Source organism: Paenibacillus sp. GCM10027628 (genome assembly GCF_042676385.1).
Lineage (GTDB): Bacteria > Bacillota > Bacilli > Paenibacillales > NBRC-103111 > Paenibacillus_E.
The window spans coordinates 32,521-52,339 of record NZ_JBHTHA010000010.1 but is presented as its reverse complement, the minus strand read 5'-3'; the positions used below and the strand labels follow the sequence as shown (position 1 = coordinate 52,339).

The 19,819-nt window shown below is 46.0% G+C and carries 19 protein-coding genes; 16 read left to right on the top strand and 3 right to left on the bottom strand.

The window, feature by feature from the left end:
- The first annotated feature begins 29 nt into the window (after nt 1-29).
- From corA to ACFQZT_RS11295, 12 genes are all read left to right on the top strand, one after another.
- Nucleotides 30-959: a magnesium/cobalt transporter CorA gene (gene corA / locus ACFQZT_RS11350; protein WP_379299725.1), complete on the top strand. Its 930-nt coding sequence runs from the start codon at nt 30-32 to the stop codon at nt 957-959.
- Nucleotides 960-1,138: 179 nt separating this feature from the next.
- A complete protein-coding gene (locus tag ACFQZT_RS11345) occupies nt 1,139-1,810 on the top strand; it encodes a phospholipase D-like domain-containing protein (protein ID WP_379299723.1) in 672 nt (223 codons plus the stop codon).
- A gap of 92 nt (nt 1,811-1,902) precedes the next feature.
- Nucleotides 1,903-2,574, top strand: coding sequence for a DUF1345 domain-containing protein (locus ACFQZT_RS11340; protein ID WP_379299721.1), 672 nt, complete (start codon nt 1,903-1,905; stop codon nt 2,572-2,574).
- Nucleotides 2,575-2,793: 219 nt separating this feature from the next.
- Nucleotides 2,794-3,816: a LacI family DNA-binding transcriptional regulator gene (locus ACFQZT_RS11335; protein ID WP_379299719.1), complete on the top strand. Its 1,023-nt coding sequence runs from the start codon at nt 2,794-2,796 to the stop codon at nt 3,814-3,816.
- Nucleotides 3,817-3,829: 13 nt separating this feature from the next.
- Entirely contained in the window at nt 3,830-4,654 is an 825-nt protein-coding gene (locus ACFQZT_RS11330) for an ABC transporter permease (protein ID WP_379299717.1), read from the top strand.
- A 33-nt stretch (nt 4,655-4,687) separates the two neighbouring features.
- Entirely contained in the window at nt 4,688-5,716 is a 1,029-nt protein-coding gene (locus tag ACFQZT_RS11325) for an ABC transporter ATP-binding protein (protein ID WP_379299714.1), read from the top strand.
- A 31-nt stretch (nt 5,717-5,747) separates the two neighbouring features.
- Nucleotides 5,748-6,929, top strand: coding sequence for an extracellular solute-binding protein (locus tag ACFQZT_RS11320; protein ID WP_379299712.1), 1,182 nt, complete (start codon nt 5,748-5,750; stop codon nt 6,927-6,929).
- Nucleotides 6,926-7,777 (top strand): ABC transporter permease, encoded by an 852-nt coding sequence (locus ACFQZT_RS11315; RefSeq protein ID WP_379299710.1) that lies wholly within the window; start codon nt 6,926-6,928, stop codon nt 7,775-7,777. The genes ACFQZT_RS11320 and ACFQZT_RS11315 overlap by 4 nt, the downstream gene beginning before the upstream one ends.
- Nucleotides 7,774-8,238 carry a hypothetical protein gene (locus ACFQZT_RS11310; RefSeq protein ID WP_379299708.1) on the top strand — a complete coding sequence of 155 codons (465 nt, stop codon included), beginning with the start codon at nt 7,774-7,776 and terminating at the stop codon, nt 8,236-8,238. Before ACFQZT_RS11315 ends, ACFQZT_RS11310 begins: the two co-directional genes overlap by 4 nt.
- Before the next feature lie 5 nt (nt 8,239-8,243).
- Nucleotides 8,244-9,236, top strand: a complete 993-nt coding sequence (locus ACFQZT_RS11305) for a CehA/McbA family metallohydrolase (RefSeq protein ID WP_379299706.1) — start codon at nt 8,244-8,246, stop codon at nt 9,234-9,236.
- 15 nt (nt 9,237-9,251) lie between these two features.
- Nucleotides 9,252-10,016, top strand: a complete 765-nt coding sequence (locus ACFQZT_RS11300) for a glycerophosphodiester phosphodiesterase (protein WP_379299704.1) — start codon at nt 9,252-9,254, stop codon at nt 10,014-10,016.
- Nucleotides 10,013-10,936 (top strand): hypothetical protein, encoded by a 924-nt coding sequence (locus tag ACFQZT_RS11295; protein WP_379299702.1) that lies wholly within the window; start codon nt 10,013-10,015, stop codon nt 10,934-10,936. Before ACFQZT_RS11300 ends, ACFQZT_RS11295 begins: the two co-directional genes overlap by 4 nt.
- Nucleotides 10,937-12,007: 1,071 nt before the next feature.
- Here the strand turns inward: ACFQZT_RS11295 and ACFQZT_RS11290 are convergent.
- Both ACFQZT_RS11290 and ACFQZT_RS11285 read right to left on the bottom strand, forming a co-directional pair.
- Entirely contained in the window at nt 12,008-12,481 is a 474-nt protein-coding gene (locus ACFQZT_RS11290; RefSeq protein ID WP_379299700.1) for a hypothetical protein, read from the bottom strand.
- Nucleotides 12,482-12,639: 158 nt separating this feature from the next.
- Nucleotides 12,640-14,133, bottom strand: a complete 1,494-nt coding sequence (locus tag ACFQZT_RS11285; protein ID WP_379299698.1) for a chymotrypsin family serine protease — start codon at nt 14,131-14,133, stop codon at nt 12,640-12,642.
- Between the two features lie 1,227 nt (nt 14,134-15,360).
- Here ACFQZT_RS11285 and ACFQZT_RS11280 point away from each other — a divergent pair.
- Nucleotides 15,361-16,452, top strand: a complete 1,092-nt coding sequence (locus ACFQZT_RS11280) for a lactonase family protein (protein WP_379299696.1) — start codon at nt 15,361-15,363, stop codon at nt 16,450-16,452.
- Nucleotides 16,449-17,417, top strand: coding sequence for a quinone oxidoreductase family protein (locus ACFQZT_RS11275; RefSeq protein ID WP_379299694.1), 969 nt, complete (start codon nt 16,449-16,451; stop codon nt 17,415-17,417). Before ACFQZT_RS11280 ends, ACFQZT_RS11275 begins: the two co-directional genes overlap by 4 nt.
- Nucleotides 17,418-17,688: 271 nt before the next feature.
- Here the strand turns inward: ACFQZT_RS11275 and ACFQZT_RS11270 are convergent, their stop codons facing one another.
- Entirely contained in the window at nt 17,689-18,585 is an 897-nt protein-coding gene (locus ACFQZT_RS11270) for a LysR family transcriptional regulator (RefSeq protein WP_379299692.1), read from the bottom strand.
- Between the two features lie 117 nt (nt 18,586-18,702).
- On the opposite strand from ACFQZT_RS11270, the gene ACFQZT_RS11265 reads away from it, so the two are divergent.
- Together ACFQZT_RS11265 and ACFQZT_RS11260 are read left to right on the top strand one after the other, a co-directional pair.
- A complete protein-coding gene (locus ACFQZT_RS11265; RefSeq protein ID WP_379299690.1) occupies nt 18,703-19,074 on the top strand; it encodes a CidA/LrgA family holin-like protein in 372 nt (123 codons plus the stop codon).
- Nucleotides 19,074-19,748: an LrgB family protein gene (locus ACFQZT_RS11260; protein WP_379299688.1), complete on the top strand. Its 675-nt coding sequence runs from the start codon at nt 19,074-19,076 to the stop codon at nt 19,746-19,748. The genes ACFQZT_RS11265 and ACFQZT_RS11260 overlap by 1 nt, the downstream gene beginning before the upstream one ends.
- Nucleotides 19,749-19,819 lie beyond the last annotated feature (71 nt).

Below are 19,819 nucleotides of genomic sequence, written 5' to 3'. Positions count from 1 at the left end.
AAATCATTAGCGAAAGGAGACTAATCACGATGCTCATTTACAATAAAACTACGAAGCATGCAACTACGGAAAAAGTAAGAAAGCCGAATGAAAACGAAGTAGCGTGGATTCGTCTAAGAGCTCCTGACTCAAGTGAGATCAAGCATGTGCTATCTGACTTGCTTGATAGTCATCCTCTGATGGTTGAGGATTGTATCAAACTAAATCAACGCCCCAAAATGGATCGGTATCCGAATAATATTTTCATTTCTTTTTTCGCTATCGACCAAGATTACAACCCTCTCGAAATTGCGTTGGTGATCGGCCCAAATTACGTAGTATCCATATATAAACAGGATATTCCGGTGTTGGACAACTTGTATGAAGAATTTATAAAGATCGAAGGAAAAATGGAATTTCCCGCTCAAATCCTATACCATATCATGGATCGATGCGTGGATGAATACGTCAAGGTTGTTGACCATATAGAAGATAAAATTGAGGAGTGGGAGGAGGCCATTCACGAAAATCCCTATTCCAAAATAGCTCAAGAAATTTTTCGGCTGAAGCGGACTATTAGTGTCCTGCGACGAGTTTTTATAGAGGAGCGAACGCTGTTAGGTAGTATTAGTCATCAACACTTTCCTTATACTATGCCTGAAGCAGACGTATACTTCGTCGATGTTTACGATCATATCTCCCGGGTGGTAGATTCGATCGACATGTTTCGGGATTCACTGACCGGACTGCTGGAAATGCAAATTTCCATGAAAGCAGATCGAATGAATGAGATCATGAAAACTTTGACGATATGGAGTACTATATTTCTGCCTTTATCCTTTGTGGTTGGTCTTTACGGAATGAATTTGAAAGGGATTCCGGAGTACAGTTGGGATTTTGGGTATGCTTATGTATGGGGAGTCATGATCATTTTAGTTTTGGTCATGGTTGTATTCTTTAAGAAGAAAAAGTGGTTCTAGCTTAAAGCCTTCTTTATTATAAAATTTAATCCTCAGCTGGCGCTAACTGCCGGTTGGGATTTTTTTTGTTTACGCCTCTAAATACGACAGGATTTCTGAATTTTTAGTTCACATTTCAACAACAATCTCAAATCTATTGAATTATTATAGACTCATTGAAAGATAAGGAGGGATCATTTATGAAAAAGACTGTGCTAATCACATCGTCAATCATCATCGCATTGTCGTTAGCTGGATGCTCTGCAGGAAAGAATCAGCCAGAGACTGCGAATAAATCAACAACTGCTGCAGCCAATGTAACTCCTGCAACGGCAACGACTGAAGCAAAAGATCAGCAGCAAACGACGGATGCTCCAAAACAGCAGCCAACGGCGGCTGAACAAACGAAAGCCGAAATCGATTACGCCTTTACAAAGGATAATGGGCATCCGGAAAAAGTACTGATCGGAGTCATCAACGGGGCAAAAACAAACCTTGATATCGCTATTTACAGCCTGACGAATAAGGATATCGTCGCTGCGATCCTCGATGCGAAAAAACGGGGCGTCACAGTCCGGGTCATGACCGACCAGCAGGAGGTTAAAGCGGCAGCACAAGCTGAAAAGTTTAAGCAGTTGAAAGCAGCCGGTATTCCGATTAAGGAAAATATACATAAAGGGCTTATGCATTTAAAGGTAACAATCGCCGACAAGTCTGTCATTACAACCGGATCATTTAACTACACGGCAGCCTCGGCAGCGACAAACGATGAAGTTGTAGTCGCCATTCATGAAGCGAAGCTCGCTCAGGAATGGGATTCCGAGTTTGAAAAGATGTGGACCGATAAAAAGAATTATCAAGAATTGAAGTGAATTGAATCCCCGCCGGCTCCGGCCAGTGGGGATTTTTTGTTTTTTTGGCAATTATAATGAAATGTCGATTATTAGATGGAGGTTGATTGAACATGGAAGATAAAAATAAATTCGATAATAACGAAAACCAATTACAACAATATGTTAAGCATGTGCCGCGGTGGTCGTTCTTCAATGTAATACTTATCATTGGGGGACTGCTCAGCGTCCTATCAGAAAGGCTAACAATCGGACCGAGTTGGCTTATACCCGTGATCACATTAGTCTTATTGATTCCGATGTTGATTTCCATACGAAAATCTCAGCAAAAAATGACTCGCGTCATTGCTTTGATTATTACAGGCATAGTTACGGTTGGTTTGATTAGCAGTGTAACTTCTTTAGTTTATGGCTTATTTACACGAACCACTGTAAGTGCGGTGAATTTGTTACGAGATGCAGCCATCTTGTGGGTAACAAATGTCTCCGTATTTGGCGCTTGGTATTGGGAGATTGATCAAGGTGGACCTTATTTAAGACATGTGAACAAGACGCAGCCAATCGACTTTCTTTACCCACAAATGATGTACGAATCAGAATTATGGACGAATTGGAAACCCACGTTTATGGATTATTTATTTTTGGCATTTAACACGAGTGCAGCATTAGGACCTACTGATACACTGGTCATGTCCAGACGTGCAAAACTTCTAATGAATACACAAGCCTCGATTTCGCTTGTCATCGTGGCCGTAATTGCTGCACATGCCATAGGTGCATTGTGACATCTGTAAGACTTGAAGAAGCTTGAATTGATATTGATTCATGGGAGGTTTTTAGTTCTGAAAGCGCTTTTTTACTCATAAATGTAGAGAGGAAGCAGCTTTACATAACTTTATAATGCCGATAACATACGGCAAACATTACTCAGTTAATCTATTTGATGTGGGAACGGTCTCACACATGGGAACGGTCTCACATGATGAAAAAGGAGTAAAAGCAGCATGGAGTATACCATTAAGGAAATTGCCCTGCGCGCCGGCGTATCCAAGTCAACGGTATCCAGGGTCATCTCCGACAAGGGCTATACAAGCCCGGAAGCACGTGAGAAAGTGCTTCGAATCGTACAAGAATTAAAATATAAGCCGAATGCGGTGGCCAGAGCCATGGTTTCACAGCGTACGTACAATATCGGCGTAATGATTTACCGGCGGCATCATCCGATCGCTTCGCATCCGTTTTACGGCAAAATTCTCGATGCCATACTGACTTCAGCTGCGAGCTTAAATTACTCTGTATTCGTGACGACCGATCACGAAATGTCGGTTCGCTCCTCAGATTTTATGCTCGAAAAAAGAGTGGACGGTCTCATTCTAATCAGCCGACTCCAGCAGAACGTGATCGATAATATTAAAAGTTTCGGAGTTCCTTACATTATGGTCAATGGCTCGACCGATGTCGATGGGGTCATCCATGTCGTTAATCGGGACGAAGAGGGAGGTAGGAAAGCCGCCGGTCATTTAACGGATTTAGGACATAGGGACATATTCGTGCTGGCAGGTCCGCAAACCCATCGAAGCCATTATTTGCGACTGAAAGGATTCCGTCATTATATGGAACAACATGGGGAACCGCTTGAGGTTTCATCCGTCGCCTATCCTGACGCATCCACTTTTGAAGAAGGATATGAGACGATGCGCGAGCACTGGGATCATTTCCGTACAAGAACATATACGGCCATCTTTGCGACCAATGACATGATCGCCCTCGGTGCGATGAAGTTTTTGTTGGAGCAGTCGGTCAGCATACCTGGGCAGGTGTCCGTGATGGGCTTCGATGGTATCGATTTTTCGGCGATGTTCTCGCCTTCCTTAACAACCATCCGTGTCAATATGGAGGATATGGGAACGAGCGCATTCGAGATGCTGGACAGGCTTATCCGCAAGGAGCCGGTTGATGTATCCAACATGGTGTTCGAACCCCAATTGATCGTTCGGCAATCAACAGGACCCAAATCTATTTTTTGAAAGGAGCGTCCACATGCGGTGGTATTTAAAAGCAATAGGTCCTAAGAAAATCATCGAATTTATTATACTCGTGGTGTTTGTCATCTTTTTCCTGGGGCCGCTGTTGAACCTAGCCATACTGGCTTTCACAGGAAAATGGAACTATCCGGATGTCCTTCCGCACGAATGGTCGTTGAAATGGTGGGCATTTGTATTCAAGCAGGAGGATATCGCCAAGTCGATTGGCTTGTCGTTTCTAATCGCATCGATCGTGACCGCTTTGTCCATAGTTCTCTGCATCCCGGCAGCTTATGCGTTTGCCCGGATTCGTTTTCCGCTAAGCCGCTTCTTCTTGTTCTCATTTCTGCTCACACACGCGTTTCCGAAAATGGGGCTATACGTATCAATTGCCGTACTTTTCTACAAGCTTGGCTTAATGAACACGCTCTTGGGTGTGGTGATGATACATATCATTAACGTCCTTATGTTCATGACCTGGATTCCGACCGCCGCATTCCGCAATGTGCATACCGCCCAAGAAGAGTCGGCCAGAGATGTGGGAGCCAGTCCATTGCGTGTATTCCGGAGCATTACACTGCCGATGGCGATGCCGGGAATCCTTGTCGCTTCAATCTTTACGTTCTTGAATTCGCTGGATGAGGCGCAGGGCACGTTCCTGGTCGGCATCCCGAATTATAAGACGATGCCAATCGTCATGTACTCGATTATCGCCGATTATCCGGCTTATGCAGGAGCTGTATTCTCGATTATTTTGACGGCACCGACCATTATCCTGCTGTTGGCTGCCCAGCGCTTTGTCAGTGCGGATATCATGTCGAGCGGGTTCCAAATCAAGTGATTGCCGATAGCGCAAAAGGGAGGTTAAACGTACGTGGATATTCAATTATCGATTCAGCAGTTGACGAAACGTTATAAAACAGGAGATGGCGTATCCGACATTTCTCTTGATGTCCGCAAGGGTGAGCTCATTACCCTGCTAGGCCCGTCCGGATGCGGCAAAACGACAGTGCTTCGCAGCATCGGCGGCTTCCTGGATCCGGATTCGGGGGACATCCTGATCGAGGGCAAGAGTGTTCTTCAGTCTCCGCCGGAAAAGCGGCCGACTTCGATGGTATTTCAGGGATATAACTTATGGCCGCATATGACGGTTTATGAAAACCTGGCATTCGGGTTAAAAATACGCAAAACAAAGAAGGCCGAGATTGAGCAGGCCGTTGCCGATGTGCTGCATCTCGTTCGTTTGCCGGGAGCCGCTCAGAAATATCCTTCCCAACTTTCCGGAGGCCAACAGCAGCGTATCGCGGTAGCCAGATCTCTTCTTTTAAAACCGGCTGTTCTGCTGCTGGATGAACCTTTTTCCGCGCTGGATGCCAAGCTCCGACATGAAATGAGAGAAGAGCTCAGGGAGATTCAGGCCAATACCGGACTGACGATGGTATTCGTTACTCACGATCAGGAGGAGGCGCTGTCCATCTCCGATCGCATCGTTGTCATGAATCATGGGCATATCGAGCAAATTGCATCTCCGCAGGAAATCTATGATGAGCCGAAAACGCTGTATGTGGCACAATTTATCGGTAAAATGAACTTTTTGAAGGGGGTGGTATCCAACGAACGAGTGACACTCGGACCATTAATCTTCCCGAATCCGAAAAAGCTTTCCGGAGATGTAAGCCTCGCTGTCCGACCGGAGGACGTGAATTTACAAGAAGAAGGGCAAGGTCTGCCAGGAACAGTCAAACAAATCATGGTATTGGGGCATTATGCCGAAGTATCCGTCGATGTGCAGGAGCACGGGTTGATTCGGGCATTTCAACCGCGGGATCAAGTCAAAGACTTGCATCCGGGGAAAAACATTACAGTAAACTTTGCAAAAGCATTGGCATATCAGGCAGTTTAGGGCCACAAATTTAAATTAGGAGGTATTATCCATGTTTCGTAAGAAATCTGCAATCACGTTTATGACTATATTCGCCATCACAGCAACCTTTTTGTCTGGCTGCGGCAGCGCGGACAAAAGCGCAGCTCCGGCGAATGCAAGCGCCAGCCCGGCTGCCCAATCAACGGCATCCGCTAAGCAGCCTGTAGAATTTACGTTCTATTTCACGGGCTCGCAGAACGTAAAAGATTTGTGGGATGCGATCATTCCGATGTTCGAAAAACAAACGCCGGATGTTAAAGTGAAACCGGTATATATCCCTTCAGGAACGGGCGCCCAGCCTACATATGATCGTATTACCGCAGCCAAACAGGCAGGCAAAGGATCCGGCGATATCGACCTTTATGAAGACGGTCTGTCTTACGTGACGCGAGGCCAAAAAGATGACCTTTGGGCGAGCCTAAGCGCCGACAAAATTCCGAATTTGGGCAAAGTAGACCAGAAAACGTTGAAAGATATTTCAAACATGGCCGTTCCGTATCGTTCGTCAGCCGTTGTTTTGGCCTATAACAGTGATAAAGTCAAAGATGTGCCTAACACATTGGATGAGCTGTATGATTGGATTCGCAAGCACCCGCAAAAATTCGCTTATAACGATCCGTCCACCGGAGGTTCCGGGGATTCGTTCGTGATGACTTCCCTCTACAAATTTCTGCCTGAAGATGCGATCCATAATTCCGATCCAAGTATTGAAAAGCAGTGGGATCAAGGCTTTACGCTGCTCAAGGATCTTGGAAAATATGTTTATGGCAAAGGGATTTATCCGAAGAAAAACCAAGGAACGCTCGATTTGCTAGCTAGCGGTGAAGTGGACATGATTCCGGCATGGTCGGATATGGTTCTCGATCAATTGTCTAAAGACCAACTCCCGAAATCGACGAAAATGAAGCAGTTGACGCCTGGTTTTAACGGCGGACCGACGTATTTGATGGTTCCGAAGCTGTCCGAGAAGCAAGATGCTGTATTTAAATTCCTGAATTACGTCATGTCACCGGAAGCGCAGTCGGTTGTCGTGAATAAAATGCACGGCTTCCCGGGCATCCAGCTGTCGAATATGCCGCAGGATATTCAAGACTCTTTCAAAGGCGCTTCTGAAGGATTCCGCTCATTCAACATCGGAGATTTGGACAAAGATATGACCAAACGTTGGCAAAGTGAAGTTGCTGCCCAATGAGCAAAAACAAACAATTGAAAATGGGGATACTGGGGTTACTTCTGGTAATCCCCTCTTTTTTAGTGCTGTTCGTCATTGTCGTCATTCCGATTCTGATTTCCTTGAAAGAGAGCTTCGTCAATAAAACCGGCGGTTATGACTTATCCAATTACACGTATTTGTTCACCGATAAACTGATGCGTTCCAACATTATTTTTACGCTGGAAGTTACCGTCATTTCTTGTATTCTCGTCCTAGTGGTCAGCTATGCGCTCGCTGTTTACATGCGCTTTAATAACGGAACGGTAGTCCGCTGGATTCGCCGAATGTACATGATTCCTATTTTTATCCCGTCCGTCATCGCCACATACGGCTTGATCCAATTGCTGGGCAACCATGGGTGGGTATCTCGATTTTTATTGCTGGCTCATGTGGACACGATGCCGCGCATCATTTTTGATATGAAAGGCATTATTATCGCGAACTTATGGTTTAATATTCCTTTTACGACGATGCTGCTTGGCTCTGCCTTATCCGGGGTTCCGAACTCGATTATCGAAAGCGCGAAGGATGTTGGCGCCGGCGGATTGCGCATTTTCTTCCGTTTTGTGCTGCCCCTCACTTACAAAACTTTACTCGTTGCCGTTACTTTCGTATTTATGGGCGTCATCGGTTCATTTACGGCTCCCTTTCTGGTCGGAGCCAATGCGCCGCAGATGCTCGGTGTTTCGATGGAGCAAATTTTCAGTGTGTTCCAAGAAAAGCAATTGGCCGCCGCGACTGCCTTTTTTACATTCCTCCTTTGCTCGGTGATGGGATACTTTTACATTCGTACCATGATTCAAGAGGAGGGAGCGAGGTCTTCATGAGATCGATGAAAATCGATGTGCAGGGGCAGGTAACTCCGCTTTGTTCGAAAAGCCACATCTCGTATAAGTTTCCTGTGCGAGAGCCGGGGGGCAAGCTGTGGATCAGCTTTGCTTATGCGCCGAAAAATTTGGCTGACCGTGAACAATCGAAAGCTCTGATTGAGGCCAGCATCGGCAAGTACACGGAACCGGAGCAGCGGGATCGGCTGCAAGCGAAGTGGGAATCGTTCCTGCCGCTGAAAAATTTAATAACGATTTCCGTGGACGACCCCGAACGCCACCGTGGCGCGGGGCATCGCCATGATCCCGAACAGCTTCTGTTGCTGTCCGAACCCGAAGCGTCGCCAGGCCTTGTCAGCGGACCGATGCCTTCCGGAATGTGGGAAGTGACGCTAAGTCTGCATGCGATCGTTATGGAAAATTGCCAATATACGCTGCAAATATGGCACGAGGAGGAGTAGCTGTTATGCCATGGATTGCTAGTGAGCTTCACACGCATACCTTTCATAGCGACGGTAGACAGACGCTTCGCGAGCTGTCTATTGGAGCTAAGGCTCTTGGCTTCGATTGCATCGCTTTGACCGATCATAATACGATGACCGGCTTACAGGATAAAGAAGCAGTTGAGCGGGAATCCGGCATCTCCATCATTAGCGGGATGGAATGGACGACTTTTTACGGGCATATGGTGACGATCGGGCTCACGGCGTTCGTAGACTGGCGCCCGGTGGGAGCTGGAGATATTCACGCCGGGATTGCCCGCGTCCACGCGCATGGCGGCATCGCCGGGATGGCGCATCCTTATCGCATGGGAAGCCCGTTATGCACCGGTTGCTTCTGGGAGTTTACCGTTAACGACTGGAATGATATCGATTATATCGAAGTTTGGTCAGGGACGTTTCCCTCGATCAAAAGCGACAACGCCCGCGCCTTCCGTTTATGGACCGATAAGCTGAATGAGGGCTTTCGGATTGCGGCCACTTCGGGACGTGATTGGCACGCCCAAGAGACAACGGAAGATCCGGTATCTGTTACCTATCTCGGAGTCGAGGACGGGGATGCACCGGTGACGGAAAAAGCAGTCCGTGCTCTATCGGCAGGCAAGGCGTCGGTGACGATCGGACCTCATCTCATGCTTGAGGTCGAATCGGAAGGAACTGTCTACGGCATTGGCGAAGTAGTTCCTGGTGACCCGGAGTCACGGGACATGATTACGGCCAATGTTTTCGCCGACTTTACTGTACGTAAAGGATTATGGGACTTTCCCGATCAAACCTATTCATTAATACTTACAGGGAACACCGGCGTGTTGGGCGAGCATTCGATCCATACGCAGCAGCCCGGTTGCCGGATCGATTTTCCGGGTGACGAACTCATATGGATTCGGGCTGAGCTCTGGGGGACGGTTCGCGGTGTTCGGGCAATGATCGCTTTTACGAATGCCATTTACTTTGATTGATGAAAGGGATGCGCCATGATTGAACGATTTCCGCTCATTACCGCCCATAGCGGATGTATGAACACGCTTGATAATACGCTCCTTTCCGTAGAAACTGGGATTCGTCTCGGAGCCGATATTGTAGAAGAAGATGTACGCGTGACGATAGACGGCGTCCCGGTATTAGCCCATGACGATGCTTTGCGGACGGTGGATTGCCGGGAATACCTCATTTCACAAACGACCTATGCGGAAATCAGCGAGCTTCTGATCGCAGTCCGCCGTGGGGAGCTCCATGAAACGATGCAAATCTGCAGGCTGGAAGACATGCTGCCGTTGATCCTGGCATCAGGTAAAACTGCAAATTTAGACTTAAAAGTAGATGATGCCATTGAACCTGTAGCCGATCTGGTGAAAAAGTACAATCTTCTCGATCAGGTCTTTTTGTCAGGATGCGAAAGCGAACGGGCCATGATAGCTCAGCGGACCCATCCCGAACTACGGAAGCTGCTGAATGCGGATTCCAGCTTATTTTTATCCATGGCATACGGAGATGCGGTCGTGCAAACTTGCGTAGATGCGCTCGCCTCTGGCTGTTTCGGCATCAATATCAATTACCGGCTTGTCCGGCCTGAGCTGCTGGAATATGCTGCTGACAAGGGGCTGCCGGTATATGTCTGGACGTTGAATGATGAATACCTGATGAGACAGTTCATCGACATGGGGGTTGCTTCCATTACGGCGCGTAATGTCCTGACACTGATACATGTAAAAGAAGCGCTGCGGGGTAACCTGTCATGATCGAAATATACGCAGATGAATGGAGAAGAGCCAGCCAAACCCTCGTCGACAATATGCTAAACGGTGGAGTTACGGCTGGCAGCGATTATTATCGCGCAGTGGTGCCCATGCTGGAGTTTCTTAGCGGAGTATGCCCGGAACGTACGGAATTTGCCGTCTGGGCAGCGGAATATTACCATTTGGACGGAAACTTGCGCCGTGCCGGCGAGCTTTACAAGCGGGTATTGGAGCAGACGCCCCTTCAGGATCTTGACGACTTGGAGATTAGCCGTATCCGCAAATTCTGTCCGGTGCTTTTAACGACCCCGCAAGAATGCTTTCCATTGAAAGATGTAGCTGCCGTTCATCATCCGACTCTCCCATTAATCGGTTACCATTTGTTCTGGGAGGACGATTACGATTTTCCTGACGATTATGAACCATGCGATCATGAAGAAGTGTGGGTGGAATACGACCCTGAAGATGAGGTTGTAACGAAGGTGCTGACGTTTTTCCACAGTAGCGTAATTGAATCACAGACTGCCGTGCAGGAAGCCAGAGAGAACGGCGGACGGCCTATCATCCGTATTGAGTGGGGGAAGCACGGCTCTCTGCTGAAAGGATGGGAAACCTTGACCATCCCGTTAAAGGGAGTTTCGGCCATGGATTGGCTACTGGAAACGTACGCGCATGTAAAAGCGGGAGGACGATTGCCGGACCATCCGCTGAAGAGGCATTGGCCGAAAGGTTTTGCAGGTACATTTGCGGACTACATTGATTTTTCCGTTCCTGTTGATCCCTTGCATTACTTGGCCCGTAAACCGCTATTGTTCAAAACGGAGTGGGTCAATGCGGTTCTTTTTATTCATGGTATATTGTACAATTTTCATCCGAAAATGGAATGGCCTGAGCGTTTTGGGCGCTTGTCCCAAACGAAGTAAACCAATAAGCGCATTCAATTCGACCGATGGCTGCCTGATTGCGCTTATTTACTTGGGGAAATATGGGGAATAATGCATTGAAATGGAAGCCCTAAATAGACAAACTTCTTGACGCTACCGCAACCACAAACATTTTATCAACAAGCTATGCCAACAGCACCATCCGGTGTTACTTCACCTAGCAGTATGTTTCTTCCAGGCTTGCTTCAACCCTTTACCACAACCCTGCACCAACCGTATGCTCCTGCAGCACGCCAAAGTGTCCGCCGGGTTATCTACTGGGTTGTAGATCCTATTAATGGATCCTGTGTGCCTCATCCAGAGCTTTCCTATATTAGAATACCTTAGAGCCATACAGGGTCAAAAAAACCACTTCCATATACGGAATGGCTTAAGCAGTCAATAGCTCAATACCCTATAAGGAGCAATTGCCACAACATTCTCCATCCCCAATCGTTTCCCAATAAACGAACAGTGTTTGTAGTCATCCATTTTTATCCTATAGTGGGTTTAAATTCTACATGGATCAAAAACGTGCTGAGGACTTTACTGTCAACATGGTTGAACACAAGTTTACGTTTGAGGAACTTGTTCAAATCATAAAGAGCACTCCCAACGAGCCTTGGCTTTCCCTAAGGAATGCAGGAAAAGGGATGCGGAAGCATCTTTCCACATGCACTAGCCAAAGCCTACGTTTCCGCATTCCTTTCCACATTCTTATGCTGTGGCTGGTATTCTCTCCGCTTATCTTTTTAGAATTCTGATGTTACGTAACTTCCAAGTAAAGTGTAGCGACGAGGAAGTGAAGGGGGAATTGTCCAACGACAACATTGTGCCCTCTCTTGCGACAGCAGCATGACCTGCACTGGTAATCAATGATCTATCGCATGAAACTGCTGCACCCTCCAATACGGCTACACGTAAGATCAGGTTAGTATGCTGTCGCGAATTTAAAATCAGGTCATATTGCTGTCGTAAACTTTGCGACAGCAACATGACCTGTTCGAACAACACATCATACTTTACACGAAATCCGCGTTTTGTTGGAGCTTAACTATTCTTTTAGATGTTCTACTTAACAACTAAAGCTTGCTTTTGGGTTGATAATTCATACTTTTTATCAGTATTGTTCTCTGAAATATCAAAATTAGCGACAGCCCATACTTGATACTCACCAGGGATATCTATGTTGAAGGTATATCGTTCAACAACAGTTCCATTTTTAGGAATACCTCTTACTACACCGAGGCTTGTGATTGGATAATGATTTATTATTTTTCCGTTTTTATTGGAAATATAAAATGTAAATAGTTGTTCGCCATGAGTGATGCGTATATCGCTATCTTTATTGTTTGTAAATTTTGCCTCAATTGTGAAATCAGTATTTTTATTTGCTATGCTAGGACTTGTTAGTCCAACCGTATATTCCATATTCGTAGAATCAGTCCCTTTTGAGGTAGTATTCTTGATACTAGCTGTTTGAGAAGTACAGGCTAAAATGCTTAAAAAAGCAAATAAGACCAAAATCGAAAAAATTTTTTTCAAATATTCCTCACCTCCGTGATTATTTCTTTTGTCATATTTCTTATGACGTTATTTGTTTTTGGAATGTTGCTTTACTCTGTAATGAATTTTTAAATACTATGACAAAAGGCGCTGCATTTTACATGCATACGCCTCGCCACCTATTACATAAAAAATATTTATGGAGCCAAGTATGCACCAGCCATATTAAGCACGGACATCACTTTACCGACTTTTTCATAAACATTATATGTTCCATCCTCAATTTTTGGACCATATCCTGATAGAGTAACTGTTCCAGTATTAATCCCCGCAAGATCCCAGACATACTTTCCTCTACCATTATCCCATCTATAACCTGCTAGAATAGGGCCGCCACTATCTCCTTTTATACTTGTGTAGCCTTGAGCGAAAACTTCATTTTCTTTGTAACCATACCCAGCGCCACCCCACCAGACATCTACATTTGAGTATTTGATTGTCCCACTAGTAGTCCCCCCGCTATTGGCTCCCCTTAAGTAGACAGTATCGCCGACCAAATTATTTGTATAGTAACCAACCATTGGGGTCGTTGAAGTAGAGGACGGGTAGGGTACGACTGGATTCACATTAAATCCGGGATATAAAGCAATATAGCCAGCATCAGCAGTACCATCTGTTCCATTAGGATCTGATGAAAAAGTTCTTTTATAGTAGTTACCGAACGCTGGGGTATCATTCCAAGGTTGATACCAAGCACCGCCTGAACTTACTGGAGAACAATGTCCAGATGTAACTAAGACATTCATATTAGTAGTGTTGGTCTTACCGTAGAATCCCGCAGTACATATATTAGCATAAGTCTGGCCATCAGATTCTTTATGATAGTTTCCAGTAATAAAAGCCCCTGTCGGAATATTATTACCAAAATTTGTTTCATCTGCATGCTCTTGTGTCGAGATCTGTCCTTCAGTGATACTAAGCAAACCTGGATCAGATACCATAGATTTCAGAAGCTCCTTATTGGCAGTCACAAGCTCCTTATTATCAGTTTTAGCTGTAAGTACAATAAGTTTATTGTTTTTTGTATCTGGAATGAGAGCCTTTACCGACCCGGGAGTTGCTTTTGCTTTAATTTTTTTTTTTGCTTCATCTATTTCTTTTTTAGAATACTTAGTAATTTCAAACTCAATTTTATCTTTATTTTTAATATTTTTTGTTGTCTTCTCTTTAAGATCCTTTGAATCATTTGTAATTTGAACCACAATGGTTCCTTTATCGGGATTGTAATACATTCCAGAATATTGATCAGAATTATCATTAATCATTTGATCGAGTTTAGGGGCATCTACTTTGACCCTATGTTTTTCCGAATAATCATTAAGTCCTTTTTTAGATAGAGGTAGTCCGTAAGGAGCAGGAATGGTATTTTCTAATGATTCACTATCAGTAATTTTCTTAAGAACATATTGGGAAGGCGTTACCGATGGTGCACTTACTGTATGTTTTTCGTTTGGAACTAATGTTAAGTTTGGAATATTTTGGGATGAGTTTTGGGCAGATAATGAAAAGTTAGATAAAACATCTGGTGTTGCTGCAGGGGTATTGTTTGATTCTGTAGCAAAAGCTTGGGAATAAACTAAAGATGAAGATAATAAAGCCACAGATAGCGCAGATCTAAAAACTTTTTTCATTTTATACACTCCTATAATATGGATTTTTATTAAATATTAAATTTTTTCCATGAAATCCGAGCTTTGTTGGCGGTGGACCTATGTTATTTGCAGACTTGGCGTTAACTGCGGGTACTGCTACTGAGATACAGAGCATTGTAGCTGCTAAAATTGTCCTTAAAGACTATTAAAATGCCATTGTTTCATCCTCCGATAAGTATAATTAGGTTTTGATTCAAATGCTAAACAATATACAGATAATCAACAATAGTACTGGCGATTATAATGTTTCTAAGCAACACCTACCATCTCTCATAATTTTCCAATCAATATACTAGACGCTTAATAATAGTCACATGTTTCTTATTTATATAAAAATAGTTATAATTTACCATAAATATAGCTTATTTCCCAATTGAATTGGGCTATAACCATGGTCCTTATGACAAAATAACGCAAAATATGACAGTTTTTGATGACCGAGTTTTAACGCAAATAAAAAGGTGCAAACACATTGTAGTGTTTACACCCTATTATCTAGAAGAATGTAAGTAAGTCCGACTAAAATTTTGAGTAAACCTGAGCATAAGCCTTTTTCATTTGTTCTCGTAATTCTTTATTCTCTCTCTCTCAAGTACCTTGATTTTGCGGTTTAAAGTTTCGATGAGTACATCCTTATTGGCACCTTTCATCTCACGTTTACTTTTTTTTGGCATAGGTGCTGGGGATTGTTGCTGTCGTAAGGTTGCAGATACCTGACTCTTCCGAAACGCTATTAAAATTAATGCCCCGATCAGCTCGTATATGCTTTTATTCCGGCACTGATTGGCGATGCATTTCCTTCAAGTTGGAGTAAACCTGGTCTACATTCGTGATTTGCTTAGGCACATTATAAATGAAACAACGGAAGTCTACGCAAGGGCGGACAGCCAAATGAAGCGAAATGCCCTTGAAGGTGGATACCAGGTTACAACGCCCTCGGAAATGTCGGTATGACAGAAAAACGAGGAACTTTTAATGTGGCTTAAAGATTTGGGGAAGAAGAGAACCGAACCTTTTTCTGATAGAGAGACAATTTAGTGTGTGTAGGCTGCTTATTTAGGAGGGCTCTCTGTTGCGCCAATGCCGGAAAAATTGTCGACGCTGCGGTTAGAGCAGTTATTTTTTTCCATGCGTATAATTTGCCAATATCAAATGGATTTGCGATAATGCGCATAGGAAATAAATGCGATGAGGTGCACGCTTTTTATGGAAAAAAAGAAGATATTTGCGATCATTGGGTCTTATGCGAATTCTGATCAAACGGGGCTGTACGCAAGCAGGTATGATGCGGCAACGGGAAGTCTCGAGCTGATCGACCAAGTCTCTGGCCTCCAAAACCCAACTTTTCTGGATCTGGATGAAGAAAGCTTCAAAGTTTACGCACTGACTGAAGGCGTTGATGCGAGCGGACAGCGCTGCGGGGCTGCAGCGGCTTATTCGATCGAGCCATCAACCGGCAAATTGTCTTTGCTGAACAAGGAGACTACGGTGCCGGCGACCACTTGCCATATTACTTTAGATCAATCGCGCCAATGTATCATGGTAGCCAGCTACCACGGCGGTATGATTGGTCTCTCCCCTTTGCTGGAGGATGGTCGTATTGGAGAGACTGCCGATATTCAGCAGCATCATGGATCCAGCATCCTGCCGGCGCAGGATCGACCGCGCGCGCATTCGGTAACGATGGACGCTGCTAACCGGTTTGCCATTGTATGTGATCTGGGCCTGGATCGAATCATACTGTACAAGCTGGATGTCCAGGCAAGCCGGCTAATTCCGCACGGGGATGTTGAGGTCGCGCCGGGGGCCGGTCCCAGGCACTTTGTTTTTCACCCGTCCAATCGTTACGGCTATGTCATTAACGAGCTAGGCAGCACGATCACGGCTTTCTCCTATGATCCTGAGAAGGGGGAATTGAGGGAAATCCAAACCATGGCCACGCTGCCGGATGGCTATGAAGGGGACAATGCATGCGCCGATATTCATATTTCCCCTGACGGTCAATTCCTTTATGGTTCTAACCGAGGGCATGACAGCATCGTGGTTTTGGCGATTGATCAGCAAACCGGAAAACTCTCAGTTGTTGAACACGCCTCTACGCTCGGCGGTCATCCGCGTAATTTTGCGATTTCTCCGGATGGACAATTCTTGCTGGTCGCCAATCGGGACGGCAACAACATTGTGACGTTTGCCAGAAATGAGCAGACCGGCAAGCTGCTTCCAACTGGAAGCAGGTTGGAAGTCTCTAAACCTGTGTGCATCAAGTTTGCTGTTCTGCAAGCGGAAGATAGCCAATGAAAGCATTAATATTCGAACAGTTCGGCGGGCCTGAAGTGCTTCACTATGCGGATATCCCCGGGCCGGAACTCGTGTCCGGCACAATACGGGTAAGCATGAAAGCCATTGGCTTGAATTTTGCCGATATCTATAGACGGCGTGGCCACTATCACCTCGCTGGGCAGCCGCCATACATCCTGGGTTATGAGGGGGCAGGCGTGGTTGAGGAAGTGGCTTCGGATGTGGAAGGCATCCGGATCGGCGACAGAATCGCCTTTGCTGATGTCCCTTATGCAAATGCCGAAATCGTCTCCGTGCCGTATGACCGTGCGATTCCGTTGCCTGCGGATATTACATTCGAGCAGGCTGCGGGCATCCTGCTTCAAGGCATGACAGCGCATTATTTGGCAAACGATAGTTATCGTGTGAAGCCGGGGGACGATATTCTCGTTCATGCTGCCGCTGGCGGTGTCGGGCAGATTCTGACCCAGCTTTGCACCAGCAAAGGAGCAAGAGTGGTCGGATTGACTTCTTCAAGTGCAAAACGGGAAGTGGCATTAGGAGCGGGAGCTGATGAAGTCTTTCTTTATGGCAGCGATTGGGTAACCAATGTCCTTCAATGGACGGAAGGACTTCATGGTGTTGATGCCGCATACGATTCAGTCGGCTCAACGCTGATGGATAGTTTTGCGGCGACGAAGACGAAAGGGACCGTCGTCTTCTATGGGATGGCCGGAGGAGATCCGGCGCCAATCGATCCGCGGATGCTTATGGACACGTCGAAAACATTGACGGGCGGCGATCTGTGGAACCATGTGACGACTCGCAGCAACCGGATCGAACGGGCCTATTCCTTGTTCGATGCGATACGGCAAGGACATCTCAAACTGGAAGAGTTCAAGCGCTTTGGTTTGCGCGAAGGTGCTGAAGCCCACCGGTTGCTGGAGAGCAGAAACAGCACGGGCAAAATCTTGTTGATCCCGTAGAAATAAAGAAGATTGCCGCTTCATCGGCCCCGCAAAGGTGGATGGACGGCAATCTTTTTCTCATTAGACAGGAAAGTATGTAAGATTGAGGCTGATTTGCGGGTAAATGAAAGACACCGGTCGAATCACACACATTAGAGTCTCTTGAGTACCTTATTAAAGAACGAACGGCCTTAGAAAAGAGAAGGTGAGTTAGTGGTTTTGGGAGTGAAGAAAACAAGCAGCCAATTGGAACATTGCTCCAATCAAATGCGCCCTATACATACGCTAGCTAATATTGGTGCTCTGCAGCAAAAACTTCTTGGGTGAACGCAATCCACGCCCTCGCTGCTGAAGAGAGGTAGCCCTCACGTTTCCACACCATGACCAGCTGCCAGGGGATGATCGGATTCACCAAAGGAATTGCAGCGACCTTCTCAGCGCGGAGAGAGCGGCAAATCGTCTCCGGCAACATCGCAATGCCAAGTTCGGCGCCTACCATTTCTCCGATGAAATCCCATTGCGAGCTTTCAAAAACGATTAACGGATCAAATCCGACGGCTCGGCACTCGTTAATAATTCGGCCATGCAGGGCAAAATCGCTGTTGAACAAGATAAACCGTTCCTCTGCCAGTTTAGCCAAATTGATTTGCTCTTCCTTCGCGAGCCTATGAGAAAGAGGCAAAATCACCTTCAACCGATCTTCAATCAAAGGAAAAGAATCGAACACCGCGGCATCTATCGGTGCGAGCACAACCCCCACATCCAAAGTGCCTTCGACGAGGCTCTCCTCAATTTTCTTAGCGCCGTCTTCCACCATTTTAATAGCAATGCCCTGATAACGATCTTGAAATTTTTTGATCACACCCGGAAAAAAGCTGGATCCGGCCATCGGAGGTAGACCGATCCGAATGCTGCCTTGATTCAAATAGGTCAGGTCATTGAGCTCGGACTGCAGACTATCGAATAGCTGCAGTATAGGCCCTGCATGCCTCATTATCGCTTCCCCTGCATCGGTAAGTCTGAAGTGCTTTCCCTCCCGGATAAACAATTCCGTATGAAGTTCGTTCTCCAAATGTTTGATCGCTTTACTGATGCTAGGCTGTGTAATATGCAGCATTTCTGCCGCCTTCGTAAAGCTGTTCAGTCGCACGATCTCTTGAATGTATTGCAGCTGACGTATGTCCATAGCGGCTTTTTAACTCCTTTATTCATAGCCAAAAGGAATGTGATTCATGGTATGAATTCATTTTACCTATGAAAAACATTCTTGTATACTGAACTCACCGAAGGGAGCGGGATTTAGTTGAGAAAGCTGCTGCAAACGATGATTCAAGTTTTCTTTTTTATGCTTACTGCCAAGTTGGCTGATGCCTGTGTACAATGGCTTCATCTCCCCATCCCCGGGACCGTGTTCGGTATTTTTCTGCTTTTCGCGCTGCTCAAGAGTGGAATCGTTCGTTTGGACTGGGTCGAAGTGGGTTCCAAATGGTTGCTTGCGGAAATGCTTTTATTTTTCATTCCGGCAGCGGTTGGCATTATCAAATATAAATCATTGGTGATGCAAAGCGGAGTATTTATTGTGCTCACAATAGTATGTAGCACATTCATGGTGATGCTATGTTCAGGGTTAATCGGTCAATGGATAGCAAATCGGCATGAAAGGCAGGCCGGGTAATGGAGACACTGACTTGGTTAGGTTTGACAATTGCCATTTATTGGGTTGCCAAAAGATTATATCGAGCATTTCCCATAGTGGTTCTCACGCCGCTGCTCATAACTCCGGTTCTCGTCATCGCGATCATCGAAATAAGCGGCGTATCGTTTGACACGTACAACAAAGGCGCAGGTTGGCTCAGTCAAATGGTCGAACCCGCTACCATTGCGTTGGCGGTTACGCTTTACAAGCATGTTGACATCATGAAAAAGCATGCCTACACCATCATGACGAGCGTCGCGTGCGGGGCAGTCGCTGCGATTGTTACGTCCGCAGGTTTAGCCCACCTGTTCGGGCTCAATTCCGCAATTATGGATAGTCTGGCTCCGCGCTCCGCAACGACGCCGATCGCCATATCCATATCCCAAATGATCGGCGGCATGCCGACATTAACTGCGGTAGCGACGTTAATTACGGGACTGCTCGGTCTCATTGCGGGACCGCTAGTCGTCAAATGGTTCCGGATTCGCGGGCCGGTTGCCCGCGGCGTCATGTATGGCACGAGCGCCCATTCGGCGGGCATCAGCAAAGCATTGGAGGATGGCGCCGTAACCGGCTCCGTCGCCGGTATTGCGATGCTGATCACCGCTTTCGTCACGTTATGCGTGACGCCATGGTTGATTGCGTTGTTTTAACCGCACCGGAATGTTTAAGTCTTTAAGTGAGTGCTCGGACATAGAGATATTTTGTCTTATCCGCATTTCCG

Excerpts from the sequence above, each read along its gene's own strand:
- ACFQZT_RS11345 (WP_379299723.1), top strand. The coding sequence starts at position 1,139 with ATGAAAAAGACTGTGCTAATCACATCGTCAATCATCATCGCATTGTCG.
- ACFQZT_RS11315 (WP_379299710.1), top strand. The coding sequence starts at position 6,926 with ATGAGCAAAAACAAACAATTGAAAATGGGGATACTGGGGTTACTTCTG.
- ACFQZT_RS11330 (WP_379299717.1), top strand. The coding sequence starts at position 3,830 with ATGCGGTGGTATTTAAAAGCAATAGGTCCTAAGAAAATCATCGAATTT.
- ACFQZT_RS11335 (WP_379299719.1), top strand. The coding sequence starts at position 2,794 with ATGGAGTATACCATTAAGGAAATTGCCCTGCGCGCCGGCGTATCCAAG.
- ACFQZT_RS11300 (WP_379299704.1), top strand. The coding sequence starts at position 9,252 with ATGATTGAACGATTTCCGCTCATTACCGCCCATAGCGGATGTATGAAC.
- ACFQZT_RS11285 (WP_379299698.1), bottom strand. The coding sequence starts at position 14,133 with ATGAAAAAAGTTTTTAGATCTGCGCTATCTGTGGCTTTATTATCTTCA.
- ACFQZT_RS11280 (WP_379299696.1), top strand. The coding sequence starts at position 15,361 with ATGGAAAAAAAGAAGATATTTGCGATCATTGGGTCTTATGCGAATTCT.
- ACFQZT_RS11275 (WP_379299694.1), top strand. The coding sequence starts at position 16,449 with ATGAAAGCATTAATATTCGAACAGTTCGGCGGGCCTGAAGTGCTTCAC.
- ACFQZT_RS11340 (WP_379299721.1), top strand. The coding sequence starts at position 1,903 with ATGGAAGATAAAAATAAATTCGATAATAACGAAAACCAATTACAACAA.
- ACFQZT_RS11295 (WP_379299702.1), top strand. The coding sequence starts at position 10,013 with ATGATCGAAATATACGCAGATGAATGGAGAAGAGCCAGCCAAACCCTC.
- corA (WP_379299725.1), top strand. The coding sequence starts at position 30 with ATGCTCATTTACAATAAAACTACGAAGCATGCAACTACGGAAAAAGTA.
- ACFQZT_RS11305 (WP_379299706.1), top strand. The coding sequence starts at position 8,244 with ATGCCATGGATTGCTAGTGAGCTTCACACGCATACCTTTCATAGCGAC.
- ACFQZT_RS11320 (WP_379299712.1), top strand. The coding sequence starts at position 5,748 with ATGTTTCGTAAGAAATCTGCAATCACGTTTATGACTATATTCGCCATC.
- ACFQZT_RS11270 (WP_379299692.1), bottom strand. The coding sequence starts at position 18,585 with ATGGACATACGTCAGCTGCAATACATTCAAGAGATCGTGCGACTGAAC.
- ACFQZT_RS11260 (WP_379299688.1), top strand. The coding sequence starts at position 19,074 with ATGGAGACACTGACTTGGTTAGGTTTGACAATTGCCATTTATTGGGTT.
- ACFQZT_RS11310 (WP_379299708.1), top strand. The coding sequence starts at position 7,774 with ATGAGATCGATGAAAATCGATGTGCAGGGGCAGGTAACTCCGCTTTGT.